12 protein-coding genes are annotated in these 15,896 nt (G+C 48.6%); all 12 read right to left on the reverse strand.

All coding sequences use genetic code 11. The annotated features are described in order from the left end of the window. Positions 1–188: 188 nt before the first annotated feature. On the reverse strand, positions 189–920 hold the full coding sequence (locus tag B0181_RS08310; RefSeq protein ID WP_078277046.1) for a pyridoxine 5'-phosphate synthase: 732 nt from the start codon (positions 918–920) through the stop codon (positions 189–191). Between the two features lie 164 nt (positions 921–1,084). Continuing rightward, entirely contained in the window at positions 1,085–1,876 is a 792-nt protein-coding gene (gene recO / locus B0181_RS08315) for a DNA repair protein RecO (protein ID WP_078277047.1), read from the reverse strand. Positions 1,877–2,002: 126 nt separating this feature from the next. After that, positions 2,003–3,016, reverse strand: coding sequence for a GTPase Era (era, locus tag B0181_RS08320; RefSeq protein WP_078277048.1), 1,014 nt, complete (start codon positions 3,014–3,016; stop codon positions 2,003–2,005). A gap of 175 nt (positions 3,017–3,191) precedes the next feature. Next, complete coding sequence (gene rnc / locus B0181_RS08325; RefSeq protein WP_078277049.1) at positions 3,192–3,974, reverse strand: ribonuclease III; 783 nt, start codon at positions 3,972–3,974, stop codon at positions 3,192–3,194. 287 nt (positions 3,975–4,261) lie between these two features. Continuing rightward, complete coding sequence (gene lepB / locus B0181_RS08330) at positions 4,262–5,359, reverse strand: signal peptidase I (protein ID WP_078277050.1); 1,098 nt, start codon at positions 5,357–5,359, stop codon at positions 4,262–4,264. A gap of 86 nt (positions 5,360–5,445) precedes the next feature. Continuing rightward, complete coding sequence (lepA, locus tag B0181_RS08335; protein WP_078277051.1) at positions 5,446–7,245, reverse strand: translation elongation factor 4; 1,800 nt, start codon at positions 7,243–7,245, stop codon at positions 5,446–5,448. A 288-nt stretch (positions 7,246–7,533) separates the two neighbouring features. Continuing rightward, a complete protein-coding gene (locus tag B0181_RS08340) occupies positions 7,534–8,739 on the reverse strand; it encodes a capsule polysaccharide biogenesis protein (protein WP_078277052.1) in 1,206 nt (401 codons plus the stop codon). 214 nt (positions 8,740–8,953) lie between these two features. Then, the gene (locus B0181_RS08345) at positions 8,954–11,326 is read right to left on the reverse strand and encodes a capsular polysaccharide biosynthesis protein (RefSeq protein WP_158078955.1); all 2,373 of its coding nucleotides are present in this window, start codon (positions 11,324–11,326) and stop codon (positions 8,954–8,956) included. Between the two features lie 130 nt (positions 11,327–11,456). Further along, positions 11,457–13,172 carry a polysaccharide biosynthesis/export family protein gene (locus B0181_RS08350; RefSeq protein WP_242620159.1) on the reverse strand — a complete coding sequence of 572 codons (1,716 nt, stop codon included), beginning with the start codon at positions 13,170–13,172 and terminating at the stop codon, positions 11,457–11,459. An 85-nt stretch (positions 13,173–13,257) separates the two neighbouring features. Beyond that, entirely contained in the window at positions 13,258–14,361 is a 1,104-nt protein-coding gene (locus B0181_RS08355; protein ID WP_078277054.1) for a KpsE/RkpR family capsule polysaccharide export protein, read from the reverse strand. After that, positions 14,339–15,010 (reverse strand): ABC transporter ATP-binding protein, encoded by a 672-nt coding sequence (locus tag B0181_RS08360; protein WP_078277055.1) that lies wholly within the window; start codon positions 15,008–15,010, stop codon positions 14,339–14,341. Before B0181_RS08360 ends, B0181_RS08355 begins: the two co-directional genes overlap by 23 nt. A 5-nt stretch (positions 15,011–15,015) precedes the next feature. Beyond that, positions 15,016–15,828: an ABC transporter permease gene (locus B0181_RS08365; protein ID WP_078277056.1), complete on the reverse strand. Its 813-nt coding sequence runs from the start codon at positions 15,826–15,828 to the stop codon at positions 15,016–15,018. Between the last annotated feature and the right edge of the window lie 68 nt (positions 15,829–15,896).

A 15,896-nucleotide genomic window follows, 5' to 3' on the forward strand; every position in this document is an offset into this window, starting at 1 on the left:
CTACGTCAGCCCCTTATTTAAAATATGCCCCTCAAGACAAATTTTGAAAAAGCCTACCATGTGATATAGTGGTGGGCTTTTTCTTTTGGGATTTGAATGACGCCAAATCAAAAACCATTCATAGCAAGCGTATCAAGCCAAGCGGCTTTTTCACCCTTTGGTAAGTTTCAAGCGAACAAAAAGGCAAATCAGCCAGCGAACGCCGCACGCATTGCCTTGACTGCGCCATCTAGCCCCATAAATACCGCATCGGCAATCAGTGCATGACCGATGTTCAGCTCGTGAATGCCATCAATTTGGGCGATGGCGGCGACATTTTGGCGTGTCAAACCATGCCCTGCATTGATGAGCAAAGACGAGTTGGCGCGCGCATGAGCGACCGCTTGACGAATACGCGCAAGCTCAGCTTTTTCTGCCGCTGCATCATTTGCCAAGCCTGCGTGCGCATACGCCCCTGTGTGCAGCTCGATGGCATCAGCACCGATGGCGATTGCCTTGTCAATCTGCGCCAAATCAGGGTCAATAAACAGCGACACCAAAATGCCAGCGTCTTGCAGCGCACCGACAAACTGCGCCAAATTTGGCACATTTAGCACGTCCAAGCCGCCTTCAGTGGTTACTTCTTCACGCTTTTCTGGCACAAGGCACACCCACTCAGGGCGCACGTCCAAAGCGATGGCAAGCATTTCGTCCGTTACCGCCATTTCTAGGTTCATGCGTGTGGTGAGCGCCTTTTTCATGGCGTATACGTCTGCGTCTTTGATGTGGCGGCGGTCTTCACGCAAATGCAAAGTAATGCCGTCTGCGCCCGCCTGCTCACACACCAAAGCCCCAGCCACAGGACACGGATAGCCCACGCCACGAGCGTTACGCAAGGTGGCGATGTGGTCAATATTGACACCAAGTAAAGGAGAGTTCATCTTACACCTGTTTGAATGGATTGCCGTTTGGTTTTAATGGTTTTAATCACGTTATTTTGACTATTTAAAGTCATTGTTATTAAAAGTTATTAAAATCATTTTTTGGCAATGCGTGGATTTGGCGGCGGTCAAAAACCACCTAAAAACTGTTTAAAAACTGCAATTTAATGGTAGCGTTTTTGTTCTAGCCACAATTTTCGGCTATTTAAGGGTTTGTAGTCAAGCAAAAAATCGATCATTTGCTTATGCAGCTGGCTGATGGGCGTTAAATGCTGGGCAAAATTTGCTTCGTCTGCAAGCAGCGGCAACACCGACCCATCAAAGCGGACGCCGTCTTGATAAGTGCGTGATTTGTGAAAATTTGGCGCAGCACGTTCATCTTCGCCATCATCATGCTCATCACGCTCACTGTGCAAAGCCACAAACCCTGTGTCTGGTACAAAGCGGTACAAACCTGCCGCCAGTGGCTGCCCTGCATAATCACAAAAAAAATCAAACGACACGCCCAGCTCATCAAAAAGCGCACGCTCAAATTTGCGCAAGCACAGCTTCATTTGCCTAAGTTTATCACGGTAAACTTGCTCGCCTGCCTGTTCATCAATCACGCCAAGCTCATCAAGCTCGCCCATCGCTTCACGGTATTTTTGCCACAAGTCAGGACAAGGATTTTCAGGCGCAAGCAAACGGCAAAGCAGCTCATTGATGTACAGCCGAGCATACTGCGACTGCCCACGCAGCGCACAGATGGCACTGTGATTGGCGATGGTGATTTGGCTAAAACTTTTGAGTGTGTTTTTACCTGTGGCGAATAAATCCACCTGCGCAAAAGACGGCACACCACGCACACCCACGCCATGCACCACACCCAACTCACTGCTAAACAACTGATAAATCGCCCTTTTTTCTTGATAAGGACGTGCGTGCAAGATATAGCCTGTTAGGGGGTGGTTTTTCATTTAAAGCGCAGGGGTTTCTTGGATAAAAAATTGGCTACAATAGATGACTTTATCGTCTTGCAAAAATCGCAGTCCGCCATTTGATGGGCGGATTTTTGGGCGATAAATTGCTTGATTTTATTGCCATCAATACCCCAAACTGCTCAGCGCACGCTCATCATCACTCCAGCCCTTTTTCACTTTCACCCACAGCGTGAGCATGATTTTACGCCCAAACAGCTTTTCCATGTCAAGCCGTGCGTCAATGCCAACTTGCTTGATACGGCTGCCTTTATCGCCAATGACGATGGTTTTTTGCCCTGCACGCTCCACAAAAATGGTTGCGTCAATAAACGTTACTGCCTTGCGCCATTTGCCCGTCTCAGGGTCTTGGTGCGCAGGCTCGTCTTTAAAATTATCAATCTGCACGGTCAAATCGTACGGCACTTCATCGCCAGACGCACGCATGATTTTCTCACGGATAATTTCGCTCGCCAAAAAACGCTCAGAGCGGTCGGTGATTTGTTCTGGGTCAAAAATCGGCGGACGCAGCGGCAGATAGCTGGCAATCAGACGCTCCAAGCCGTCCAAATTATGCCCACGCAAGGCAGACACAGGAATAATGTCCGCAAAATCAAAACTTTGTGAAAACTCTTCCATCAAAGGCAAGAGCTTGCTTTTATCCTTGACGGTGTCGCTTTTGTTAATCACCAGCACGATGGGCAGATTAGTCTGCGCCAACTTTTCAAGCGTCAGCAAGTCATCTTCTCGCCACTGCAAGCTATCCACCACAAACAGCACCAAATCCACGTCCGCCAATGCCAAAATCGCCGCCTTATTCATGCGCTCATTGATGGCTTTGACTTCTTTTTTATGAATGCCGGGCGTATCCACAAAGACGATTTGCTTGTCATCGTCAGTCAAAATGCCGTGAATGCGGTGGCGTGTGGTCTGCGGCTTACGAGAAGTGATGGAGAGCTTTTGCCCCAAAAGATGGTTCATCAGCGTGGATTTACCGACATTCGGTCGCCCCACAATCGCCACAAAACCTGCACGAAAATTTTCGCCAATTTTTGGGGTGCTGCCGTCATTAAAAAAGGCGGCGATGGCGTTTTCGTTGGCAGCGTCATGGTCGTGCGTGGTTTTGTCGGTGTCGGTCATAAAGTTCTCTTAAAATTGGTTTTGGCGTTAAAGTTGTTTGCCGTGTTTGGGTTTGATAAATTTAAAAACGGTTCGGCTGGCAAATCATTTGGCGAGCCATCGTTTGGCGAATGGGCAACGCACAAGCATAGTGATAAAGCAAATCAGCGGTATCAATGGCGCAGGTTTCGTAAAATTACCCCCCCCTATTGCAATCGCTCTTTAATTTATTCAGCTGGTTAATCATCAGTTCGGCGCATTTTTGCTCAGCAATGCGGCGGCTTTCGCCCGTCTCGGTGATGGGCGACACACGCTCCACTGGTACATGGCACGTTACCACGAAGGTTTGGTTGGGTGCATTGCCGATGATTTCTTTGAGTTCATAAGTCGGCAAAGCCAAGCGATTGCCCTGTAGCCATTCTTGTAGGCGCGATTTTGCGTCTTTAAGCACTTTTTCTTCGCCCACTTCAGCAATCAGCTGCTCATACCAGCCTTGCACCAGCTTGGCAATCAAACTCACGTCTTCGCTGTCTAGGTACACCGCCGCAATGATGGCTTCCACCGCATCCGCCAAAATGGACGCACGATGACGTCCGCCGCCCTTGCGCTCGCCCACGCCCAAAATCAGATGGCGAGACAGCTCAAGTTTTTCGGCAATCTGTACCAGCGTTTCTTGGCGCACAAGCGTGGCACGCATACGGGTGAGCTTGCCTTCGTCATGCTGCGGAAAATGCTCAAACAAGGCTTCGGCGATAATCACGCCAAGCAGCGCATCGCCTAGAAATTCAAGGCGTTCGTAGCTTGCCTTTGGGTCATAAGAGCGGTGCGTGAGCGCACGTCTGGGCAGCTCGATATTCTTAAAAGTGTAGCCCAGTTTTTCGCACAAAACAGGCAAACCTTGCTCAAAGCTGGCAAAGTGCGTCTGCGCAGTCAGCGAGTTTTGCGCCTTTGGCTTGGTGTTTTTGGTTGAATTGTCCATTTCTGTAATCGTTATGTCTTATGGGTTTTGGTTGTGTTTATTTTTTAAATTTTACGCGCGCCATTCAATGCTTGCGACTTGGTTGAGTTTACTGATAACTTTACTGGCAAAATTGGCGGATTTGGTCAATCGGCTTGTTTTGGCAAATCAATTTGTTTTAATAAATCGATTGTTGGCAAACTGACGAAACGCTTTTTGACAAGATGGCAAAATCACAAAACCTAGCCAAATTCAGCGCAAATTTACCCATTTGCCAAGCGTTTTCCAAATTTAGCCAGTCTGGCAAATCAGTCAATCCCCCCATTACGCGAAAAGCTCGGCATGGCAAAGCCAGCAGGTTTGTGCATCCAGATGTAAGTTGCTTTGCCTGCTAGATGGCTTTCTGGTACAAAGCCCCAGAAACGTGCGTCTTCGCTGCGGTCGCGATTATCACCCATCACAAAGTATTGCCCTTCTGGTACGGTGATTTGCCATTTGGTGCCGTCTTGTGCCACTTGTGGGGATTGCTCTAGTAAGAAAGGTGCGTCTTTGGCAACGTTTAGATCGCCCACATAGCGTACTCGGTATTCATGCTCGCCCAGTGTTTCGGTGTAGTAGCGTGCATGGCTTTCTTCGGCACGTCCAAAGTCGGCACGTTCGGCATCGCTTAGTGCTTGACCGCCAATGACTTGCGGCATGAGAGTGTCTAGCAATGGCTGTGGCATTTGATAAGTGGTGGCGGTGGTTGGTACAGCTTGTCCATTTACTGACAATACGCCATCATCATAGCTGATGGCATCACCCGGCAAGCCAATCATGCGTTTGATGTAGTATTGATTTGGCTGTAAAGGATAACGAAATACCACCACATCGCCATGCTCAGGCTCGCCTGTGTTTAAAATCTTGGTGTGCGTGATTGGTAAGCGCAGACCATAAGCTGACTTATTCACCACGATGAAATCGCCTGTGTATAGAGTTGGTGCCATGGAGCTGGAGGGGATATTAAATGGCTCAATCACCCACGCACGCACCACCACAATCACCAATAAAATCGGCAAATATTCATACGCCCAGCGCACCACACGGCTTTGCTTAGTGCTGTGCAGCTGGCTTTGGGCTTGGGCGGCGGCTTGCTTGGCAATGCCATAATCACGCGCAGCAGCCACCACTTCTGGCGGTGTGCTTGGCTCAATCGCAAGCGCATCTACATCACTTGGCAGCTGGTGTCGCTCAAGCGTCAGGCGCAGCGTGTCTTGGCTGCGTGCCAAATTTTCGCTGGCAATCTTATGCTCGCGCGCCGCTGCTTTCACCGCACGGTGCTGGCGCAGGGCGAATTTATCCAAAAGCCACACCACCAAAAACAGCAGCGTCAGTGGAACTAGGATTAAATTGATGTCAAATTGCATAGGCTTGCTAATCGCTTCTTGATTGAGTTTGTAAATTTAAATTGGTTTAAAAAACCTTAAAAATCAAAGTGTTCATTGCCGAAAAATCAGCTGTCCACTTTAAGCACCGCCAAGAAGGCTTCTTGTGGAATTTCCACCGAACCAACTTGCTTCATGCGTTTTTTACCTGCTTTTTGTTTTTCTAGCAGCTTTTTCTTACGGCTCACGTCGCCACCATAGCACTTGGCAAGTACGTCTTTGCGCATGGCTTTAACGGTGGAGCGTGCGATGATTTGGCTGCCGATGGCGGCTTGGATTGCCACATCAAACATCTGACGTGGAATCAGCTCTTTCATTTTCTCTACGAGCTGATTGCCACGGCGGCGCGCGTGTTCTTGGTGGCAAATCATCGCCAGCGCGTCCACTTTTTCGCCATTAATCAGCACGTCCACACGGCTAAGTTTATCCGCTTGATAACGCTCAAAGGCGTAATCTAAGGACGCAAAACCACGGCTTGCCGATTTCAATTTATCAAAGAAATCCATCACCACTTCGCCCATCGGAATGTCAAACACCACCTGCACTTGGCGTGCCATGAATTTCATGTCCGCCTGCACGCCGCGGCGCTCGATGGCAAGGGTAATGACGTTGCCCAGATATTCTTGGGGAACAAGGATATGACAGCGGGCAATCGGCTCACGAAATTCGGCAATTACGCCTGCGTCTGGCAGCTTTGATGGGTTGTCCACATAAACGATGTCGCCATTTTTCTTGACCACTTCATAAATCACGCTTGGCGCAGTGGTAATCAAATCAAGGTCGTATTCACGCTCCAGTCGCTCTTGGATAATCTCCATGTGCAGCATACCCAAGAAACCACAGCGAAAACCAAAGCCCAGCGCTTCTGATGTGTCAGGCTCAAAAAACAGCGCTGCGTCATTGATTTGCAGCTTTTGCAAGGCTTCACGGAATTTCTCAAAATCGCCAGAATCAATCGGAAACATACCTGCATAAACCTGCGGTGTTACCTTTTGAAAACCGGGGATATTCTCCACTTCTGGTGTCTTGGCAAGCGTGATGGTATCGCCCACAGGCGCACCTTGAATGTCCTTAATCCCTGCAATGACAAAGCCCACTTCGCCTGCTTGTAGTACGCCAGTTTCAAGGCGTTTTGGGGTAAATACACCAATGCTCGTTACCACATGGCTTTCGCCTGTGGATTTGATGAAAATCTTATCGCCTGTCTTGACCTGCCCTTCACGCACACGCACCAAAGACACCACGCCCAGATAATTATCAAACCATGAATCAATAATCAAGGCTTGCAAAGGCGCATCACGATCGCCTGTCGGTGCTGGGATTTTTTCTACCAAAGTTTGCAGCAAATCGTCCACGCCAAACCCAGATTTTGCCGACACTCTCGGCGCGTCCACCGCTTCAATGCCGATGATGTCTTCAATCTCTTCAATCACACGCTCAGGCTCAACCTGCGGCAAATCGATTTTATTTAGCACAGGCAAAACTTCCAAGCCCTGCTCAACGGCAGTGTAGCAGTTTGCCACACTTTGCGCTTCTACGCCTTGGGCAGCGTCCACGACCAAAAGCGCACCTTCGCACGCCGCCAAAGAACGGCTCACTTCATAGCTAAAATCCACGTGGCCGGGCGTGTCAATGAAGTTCAGCTGGTATTTTTCGCCATTTGGGTGGTTGTAATACAAAGTTACCGACTGCGCCTTGATGGTGATGCCACGCTCACGCTCAATGTCCATGCTGTCAAGCACTTGCGCCTGCATTTCACGGTCAGACAGTCCGCCGCACACCTGAATAAAACGGTCGGCAAGCGTAGATTTGCCGTGGTCAATATGAGCAATGATGGAAAAATTACGAATGTGGCTTAACGCGGTCATGTTGGCTCTAAATGAAAATCAAAATTAAAAAGACTGTAATTGGGTAAATTTTTGCGCCCTACGTTTAATGCCTTGATACCTTGCACAAGGTCAAATCATCACGGTCAAATCACTTGATAAAGACCATAAACAAGATGGTAAGACGCACCCTAACATTGTAGCAGTTTTCTTGGAAAAAAACCGCATTTTTCGCATAAGTTTTTGAATATTGGGTGAAATTTTGGCAAATGAAAGGATTGATTGGCGTTTAAAAAGCCTTTAGGGCAACAAAAACACCCAAAAGACAAATCAGCGCTTGCTGTGCGGCTGCTGATACGCCAATTTCCAAGGCGATGTGCCGTAAAATGAGCCGTTGAGCTGGGTTTGCTCAATCAGATATTCACGGAATTTTAGATAAAATTCACGGTTTGGCGGCGTAGGATTGCTCCAAAACTCGTCCAGCGGTTTTTGGTCGGTCAGCTCGCTGATGTCATACAGCGCACGCCCCATGATTTTGGTGGGTTTTTGGTGATAAATGGACTGCAAGCCTGTGGTGGAATTGATGGTAATCATGCCAATGCTGGCACGCATTAGGCGTGGCAAGTGCATATCACAGCCGTAAAACACACGCCCATTCACGCCAAGCTGCACCGACAGCCGAGCGATTAAATCTTTATAATCACGGTGTCCACGGTCAAGCGGGTGATGCTTAAAAAGCAGCTTTGTGCCTTGGGGTGCGTGCTTGGCAAAAGACGTCATCACCTCTGCGATGAAATCTTTTACGTCCGCATAATCGCTGTGGTGAGTGATTTGCGAGTCGTTATGCACTTGCAAACTCACTAGATAAAACTGTCCTTGCTTTTGCAAAAGTCGTCTTTGCAGCAGCTTATCAGGCAGCCAGCGCAACGCCTTACGCACAGGCGCAATCAGCCACGCCACCATCTCTTGCCAAATGGACAGCCCACGATAATGGTCATAATGCGGATAAGATTTGCGCCCCAAAAACACCACCGCATAATAAATAATGCTTGATACGCACAGTCGCCAAAAACGGTTGGCGGTGTAGGCAGGTTTGTCGTTGGCTTTTTCTAGTGTGTCAATCAGCGCAGGGTCTAGGCGAGAATAGCCATTGATGCCATACTCCTCTAAGGTGATGTAATCAGGGCGCAGATAGCCTTCTTCAAACACAAAAAACGACACGCCAAGCGCGGTGCAAACTTCACTGGCAACGGCATGATACGGTCTGCAATCATTAAAGCACACCACCGCGTCAATCTGCTTATTGGCAATCAGCTCTTGTAAAAATTCATAAAATTCAGACACTTGCCCACGATAATTGGTCATCTCGGACTTGTGGCAATAAAAAAATGCGTCCCCTGCGTTAAAATTGATTTTATGAACTTGTTTGCCTTGCCCCATCAAAAAAGTTGCAAAACGACAAAAAAACGTCCCCATTTTGCCTTGTAATAGCAAAATGCGTCTGTGCGTCATCAGTCGTGTCATGCTTGCAGACATGAAAGCTCCAAGGCGTACAATCCATTTGCAGCAAATCTTATCTGCTGCAAATAAAGAAAACACAAAGGTTGATAGGCTTAGGCGATTGCCGTCATTTTAGGTGGATTTTTGGTCAATTTGTGCTAAGATTATGTTAAACCCTTGACTTGTATAATCAAGCGCGATTGACACAAAACCGTGTCAAATATTTTAGCACAAATATGCGAAAAAAGAATTACCCTTTGGTAAAATTGCGTAAACGCATGAAGTTTGATTTCGCCTTGCGCCATTGACGAGTTGCCCAAGACGGCTCAGGCTCTCGCACCGCTTGTAAGTACAAATAATCAATCACATCTTCAGGCGTAGCAAGCCCAAATCCGTGCGGCAAATGATACAGCGCATACTCAATCAGCGTGCCGTAAATCAAGGCATTTAATGTCAATGGCGTGGCGCGCGCTCGGCGAGTTTGGGCAGCAAGTTTGTCAGGATTATCCGTGTCCGCCACGTCTGTGGTCAGCCCAAATCCTGCGTAAAACGGCAAGCCATAGCACACCACCGCCACATCACGCAAAAGCGCTTCAAAGCCTGTCAAAGAGCTGATGGTATGCACCACATCACACGCCGCCAAGCAATCTGGCATGGGCGTATCGTGCGCCACCACGTCAGCCAACGCCAGCGTGTCAGCGTCCACCTTGCCACGTCTTAGCCCTGCTTCCACGTCAGGGTGCGGCTTATACACGATAAAATCATGCGGAAAATCACGGCGCACTCGTGCCAGCAGTGCGGCATTGGTACGAATCAAACTGGCGCAGCTTTGCACAGACGCATCATCTTCCACTTGCCCCACCACCAAGCGCACCGTCCGCCCAGCCGCTTGCCAGCTCACCGCACGCGCTCCGACATTATACTTACTCACCCGATGGGCAAGCATGAGCGCGCGCAGCTTTTCAGCCCGTGCGTTTTGCGCATCGTCAAGCGTGATGGTTTGTAAAATCTCTTCAAGGCGTGATGGCTTGGTCGCGTCATAATAAATGCCCACATCATCAAGCACCACCGACAAAGGCGCAAGCAGATTTGCCCCCAAGCCATTTGAGCGGATAAAACCATCTTCCATACAAAAAATTGGCGCGTGACTGTGAGCGCTGTTTGCCAGAACTTTTTGTAACGTGCGCTTGCTTTTTTGTCCCCATACCAGATATTTTTGCTCGGACGTTTGGGCGATGAATTTTGCCATGCGTTTGGCATCTCTTTTTTGCACAAACTCCCATCTGGACACCACTTTTGGCTTGAACATCAAATTAGTAAATGCAAAACCAGCAAAACCTTGCACAAAGCCCGTTTTCCAGCGGCTAAATTCAAACGCCAGCACATCGCCGTACAGCTTTTGTTGCCACGCGCGGTTCACTCGCAAATACTCCACCACGTCTTCAATCTCGCATTTTTTGCCAGTGGCGGGATTGGCATAATGGCTATAGCTCACATAAGCAGCGTAAAACAGCTGCGCTAGGCTTGGCGTGCGGTTTTGGCTGGCTTGGGCGTACGCTTGATTGTCCAAGCCAAAGGTTTTTGCCAGTATTTGATGGTGCGCCTGCACGTTTTGATACAGCGCACTTTGGGCGATTGCGTCATCGTCTGTCAAGCCAAAACCACTGTACCAACTCACCCCAAAACAATGCACCGTCTTACCAAGCAGCAACGCTTCAAATCCCATGTGGCTGCTCACTGTGTAGATGTGATTGACCTGCGCCATCAGTGCCAACGGATTGGCAAAATCCGCCAAAATACGCACACGCGCAGGCGCATCATCAGACACATGGCTGCGCAAATACTCATGGGCTGCGTGCGTTAATTGACCGTGCGCCACAAGCGCCCCTGCACTGCCCGCTGGGTGCGCCTTAATCCAAATATGAGCGGTTGGGTGTGCAGCCATCGCCGCCGCCAGCATCTGATAAAAACTCTGCTCGCTCGCCCCAGCACCTGTAATGGACGCATCGCCCGCCACTTGGTCAATCACCAATACATGATAGGCTGCGTCTTTATTTGGCGTATGAGCTTTGGGAAAATTGTCTTGCGGGAAATTGCCTTGCAGAGAATTGTCTTGTGATGAACTGCGCTCATTGGCAAAGGTATTAACAAGCACGTTCAAATCTGGCGCATGAATGATGGCGTTATATTTTGATAAGCGGTGCTTGACAATGCTGTCCAGCAATCGCTCGGCACGCTTCTGATGCTCCGCCTGCCAATTTACCAACGTCTGATAAACGAGCGCCTGCAAGTCATTGGGCGTACGCAAATCAAAATAAACGCCTTGCGTATCCACCACAAAACTTGCGCCATATTTGCTCTGCGTGCCACTGTCCAGCGAACGCAAAAAACCATCTTCCACCGTGATTAAAGGCAAGTCAAGTTTATCAGCAAGGCGTTTTGCACGCTCAGCGCTCTTTTTTTGCCCCCATGCCAACACCGCTTCGGGCGAAAAATGCTCAGCGTTGGCACGCTGCCACCACGCACGCTCAAGCATTGGGCGAATTTGCGCACCCAATGCCGCAGACAGCAGACGGTTATTTCTTAAAATGCCTTGCGTGGCAACAGCGTAGCTTTTTTTCATGGGTTTTATGGAAAATTGGTTGTTGTGGTTTTGGCCTGTCATCAAAACCAGCCAATAAAACAAACAGCGACTCAAGCCGCTGTTTGCCAAAATGCGTGCCAATGCCAACTGACTATGACAACTTGTGAATTTACAGCCTTACAATCACGCCAGTCGCCACCGCCAGCTGATAAATCACCTGCGCAATGCCGCGCGCAATCTCTACACGGCGAGTTTTGACTTTTGGCAATACCATGATTTCATCGCCTTGCTGCACACGATAAGCGGTGTTCACCGTGATGGTTTCGCCATTTTGGTGCATGACTAGGATTTCTTCGGTGTTGGCATTGTCATCAAAGCCGCCTGATTTGACAATATAATCGCCCACCGTCAAATCAGCGTCAAAGCTCAGCGCCCCTTGCGTGCGCACCTGTCCATTCACCGTAATCACCGAAGTGGTTTCTGGAATGTGAATGATGTCGCCTTGCTGCAGAATGATATCCTGCCAAGAATTTGGCACAACCACCACACGACCAGACGGCTCAATATTACGCGCCTTGGCGATGAATTGCTCCACCAATTTTGCGTCTTCGGTGCGCAGCTGCGCTTCTTCGCGCGTGGTAGATTGCGTGGTCAGCGTCATTTCTTCTAGGCGGTCAAGCGCACGGTTGATGGATTCTTTTTGTTGCGCTTTGACTGACTCACGGTAAATGGTGAGATTCTTGATGTTTGCAAGACTTGACGGCTCAAGCTGCGCCACCACATCTTTTAGGCGCGCACCATACGGCAAAATCACCGCACCATTGCCACGATGTGCGCCAGTAACTTGCACGGCGATTGAGCCAGCATAACGGTCAGACGTTACCACTAGCTTATCGCCGTTACGCACAGGCATGCTGCGTGCTTCGCTTAGGCTGTAATATTCTGCCGTCTGCTCACGTCCTGATGCGCGCGTGATGCTGATGTTGGTCGCGTCCGCCAAAGGATTTGCCACAGACAACACGTCCGCCACCGTCAAATCATGCACATTAAATTCAAATTTATAAGGATTTTGCACACGCCCTGCAATGTCAAAGGTTTGCTTTTGTGGCGCAACGGTAATCACATCGCCATCACGGAATGAAAACGGCGACAAACGACCCATGATTAAAAAGTCGTACAAGTTAATCTGCTGCACCAGCTGCCCATTGCGGCGCACTTGCACGTCAATATAACTGCCACGCTCAGGATCCACGCCGCCAGCACGGTCTAGGTAGCTTAGCACCGAATCTGCCGCCAAGCCGCCATAATAGCCTGGCTGATTGACAAATCCTGTAACAAATACTTTGACAGGCTGTGCGTTTTCCAAAGACGCATACACGCCAACATTTGAGCGATAAATTCTGGCAATCGCAGACTGCACCACGTTTTGCAAGTTGCCATTTTGTACGCCCGCCACACGCACAGGCCCTACGTTTGGCAAGAAAATATTGCCCTGCGGATCAACCGTCATCGTGGCGGCATATTGATACGCGCCCCACATACGCACCTGCACGTTATCGCCTTCGTTAATCACATAGCTGTCATTAAAGGTTGAGCCTGACGTGGTGGAAAACGCCCCACGAAACAGCTGCTCGCCAAAAATTTTCGGCTGAGTTTGCACCGCTTGATAAGGGCGTGTAACATCAATCACGGCATTAGAATTGAGGCTGGCTGCTGCCACCGCTTCGGCTTGCGTGGCTTCGGCAGGCACGCCATCACCCATCAGCGCAAGGCGACCTGCGTTATTGCTACTGCCAAAATTGCTGCTGTAGCTATTGGTGGTTGCTTGTGCACTCATGACAAATGCCACGCTGGCAGCAAGCAAGCTGAACGATTTTAACTTCATTTTTCTTTCCCAATCCATGCCACCAAAAACGTGATGGCGATTGTTAGTTTTAATCTTGATATGGTTTAAGTTAAATTCACCAAAATCATTTGGCGTGATCACGAATCACCGAAAGCACCAGCACCACAAAGCCGTACAAAATCAGCAGCAGCGCCAAAGACGTGCCAATCACATAGCCCTTACGCGGATACAATGCTTCTTGTGCTTTGTGTGGCGATGAAATGACGATTAAGTTTTTCATCTTACGAATCGCTTCAATGCGCGCACTTTCTAATGAAGTCAGCGCCAATTTGTACAATTCATTGGCAAATTCCACGTCCGCTTTTATCGCTTCAAACTTGGCGGTTTGTTGGTTGAGCTTGTCATCTTTTGGCGATGTCAATTTGGCTTGCTCATCGCTGATTTGCTTTTCTACCGATGAAATTTGGCTGCGCAAACTCACAACTTGCGGCGCTTCTGGGTTTAGATAACTGAGTAATTGACGCTCTTCGGTGCGCAAAGAACTCAGCTGCCCTTGCAGTGTGGCGATGACTTGATTGACGATTTGCGCATTGGTTTGCGGGTCAAAAATCTCGTTTTCGTTTTGATAATCCAGCAGTGTTTGCTTGGCGGTATTTAGGCGCGCTTCAGCTTCTGTAACTTGCGTGCTGACAAAAGCCAGCTGCTCGCTCGCCACTTGCTGCGAAATGTCATTCACAAAAACTTCCGACTGCGCCAAAATTTCCTTATTCAAATCATAAGCATATTCTGGCGTAAAGCCTTCGGTTTTTAGGGTCAATACCGAACTGGCTTCATCAAGACTCACCGACACACGCTTACGAAAATAACTGCGCAGCTCTTCTTGGGTGGCTTCAGCATCCAATTCATTGATAAAATCTGAGCCTGAACCACGAAAATTTTGGCGAAACGCAAATTTTTTGTCCAATTTATCAATCATATCATCAGACAAAATGTACTCGGTCAAATACACCGCATCATCACGGTTGGTATTATTCACGCCAAGCAATGCCGAAATGCCCGTGGCAGATACGCCTTGCTCGCTCACTTGCTTAATCACCACGCTTGACGTGCTGACAAAACGTGGACTGGCAAACATCAGCACATAGCACACGATGACAATCCAAGGCACAACGACCAGCGCCACAAACAGCCCTTGGTTGATGCGCTTATTTTTTAGCTTGATGGACATGCTCTTTATAAACCTCGATTGCTTCTTTTGTGTCATGAAAAACGTGCGCTGTTTGATCCATCAGCACAATACCGATGTCGCAATTACGCTCAATGTCGCCTAAGTTGTGCGACACCACCAAAAATCCTGCCTGTTCACGGCGTGCTTGCAAGATTTCTTCACTGCGCTTACGAAAGGCAGCATCACCCACCGCACCCACTTCGTCCAGCATATAATAATCAAAATCAAAGGCGAGAGACAACCCGAACGTCAAACGCGCGCGCATACCAGACGAGTAGCTTTTGACAGGCATGTCAAAATATTTGCCCAAATCCGCAAATTCTTGCACAAAACGGATTTTTTCGTCAATATATTCACCGCTAGAATACAAACGGCACACAAAACGTACGTTTTGCCGACCTGTCAAGCTGCCTTGAAAGCCGCCTGCCACGCCCACCGGCCAAGAAATCGTGCTGTTCGTCAGCACCTCACCGCTGTCTGGCTCATCAAGTCCGCAAATAATGCGTAGCAATGTGGATTTACCCGCGCCGTTGCGCCCAAGCAAGCCCACGGACTGCTTATCGCCAATGGTGAGATTTAAATCCTTGAACAGATAATGCCTGCCATGCGGCGTCATGAATGACTTGGTAATATTGTTAATTTGTATCATATCAATCACTTGCTGCGAATCAAATCGCGCTCGCAGGCTTTATATAAAAGCAAGCCTAAAAAATTCACACACGCCGTCCATGCCAAGAAATAAGACATGCTGACATGATAAATCGGATAAGTAGGCGACAGCGCATGACGAATCATTTCAAGGTTATGAATGAACGGATTGTACATCAAATAGCTCAAATACGGCTCAGGCACAATATGCACCGAGTATAACACGCCTGACGTAAAATACAGCACGGTAAATAAAATGCTGATGACCTTGCTGATTTCGCCGCCATAATGCCCAATAATCATAAAAATCAATGCCAAACCAAAGGCAAAGAAAAACATGGCAACCCAGCAAAGCAGCACCACATCTAAATGCGCCATGCTAAAACCGATGCCAAACATGGACAAACCGACAATCAAAATCACAAAAGTGATGAAATAAATCACCAATTCCAAAAACGAGCGTGCAATAATCACATCAATATGACGCACCGCACGATACATCAAAAGCCCTTGGTTTGCCGCCACGGCGCCCAAAGAACGTGTGGCAATTTTTTGCATCATGAAAAACGGCGTAAATCCCGACACCAAAAACAGCATATAATCCATGCCGGGCAACACACGTTTCATTACCGCACCAAAAATCACCAGCATGATTGCCATCTGTAAAATCACCTCAAGCGGCGCCCACAGATAACCCAAGCGATAGCTGCCAAATCGTGTTTGCAGTTCACGCATTAGCAGCGCATGGAATGCCGCCATCATCACGGCAATGCCGCTGCGGCGTTTAACAGGACGATAAGGCGGTAATTGAACTGACATATAACAATGCAAAAATCAAAAGGAACAAACTGTGATATTCTACCACACCCCACCCCCTCCCCACAACA

The organism is Moraxella caviae (assembly GCF_002014985.1).
Classification (GTDB): domain Bacteria; phylum Pseudomonadota; class Gammaproteobacteria; order Pseudomonadales; family Moraxellaceae; genus Moraxella; species Moraxella caviae.

Bases quoted from the DNA above. Each gene is read 5' to 3' on its own strand.
- B0181_RS08310 (WP_078277046.1), bottom strand. From the start codon at position 920: ATGAACTCTCCTTTACTTGGTGTCAATATTGACCACATCGCCACCTTG.
- recO (WP_078277047.1), bottom strand. From the start codon at position 1,876: ATGAAAAACCACCCCCTAACAGGCTATATCTTGCACGCACGTCCTTAT.
- era (WP_078277048.1), bottom strand. From the start codon at position 3,016: ATGACCGACACCGACAAAACCACGCACGACCATGACGCTGCCAACGAA.
- rnc (WP_078277049.1), bottom strand. From the start codon at position 3,974: ATGGACAATTCAACCAAAAACACCAAGCCAAAGGCGCAAAACTCGCTG.
- lepB (WP_078277050.1), bottom strand. From the start codon at position 5,359: ATGCAATTTGACATCAATTTAATCCTAGTTCCACTGACGCTGCTGTTT.
- lepA (WP_078277051.1), bottom strand. From the start codon at position 7,245: ATGACCGCGTTAAGCCACATTCGTAATTTTTCCATCATTGCTCATATT.
- B0181_RS08340 (WP_078277052.1), bottom strand. From the start codon at position 8,739: ATGTCTGCAAGCATGACACGACTGATGACGCACAGACGCATTTTGCTA.
- B0181_RS08345 (WP_158078955.1), bottom strand. From the start codon at position 11,326: ATGAAAAAAAGCTACGCTGTTGCCACGCAAGGCATTTTAAGAAATAAC.
- B0181_RS08350 (WP_242620159.1), bottom strand. From the start codon at position 13,172: ATGAAGTTAAAATCGTTCAGCTTGCTTGCTGCCAGCGTGGCATTTGTC.
- B0181_RS08355 (WP_078277054.1), bottom strand. From the start codon at position 14,361: ATGTCCATCAAGCTAAAAAATAAGCGCATCAACCAAGGGCTGTTTGTG.
- B0181_RS08360 (WP_078277055.1), bottom strand. From the start codon at position 15,010: ATGATACAAATTAACAATATTACCAAGTCATTCATGACGCCGCATGGC.
- B0181_RS08365 (WP_078277056.1), bottom strand. From the start codon at position 15,828: ATGTCAGTTCAATTACCGCCTTATCGTCCTGTTAAACGCCGCAGCGGC.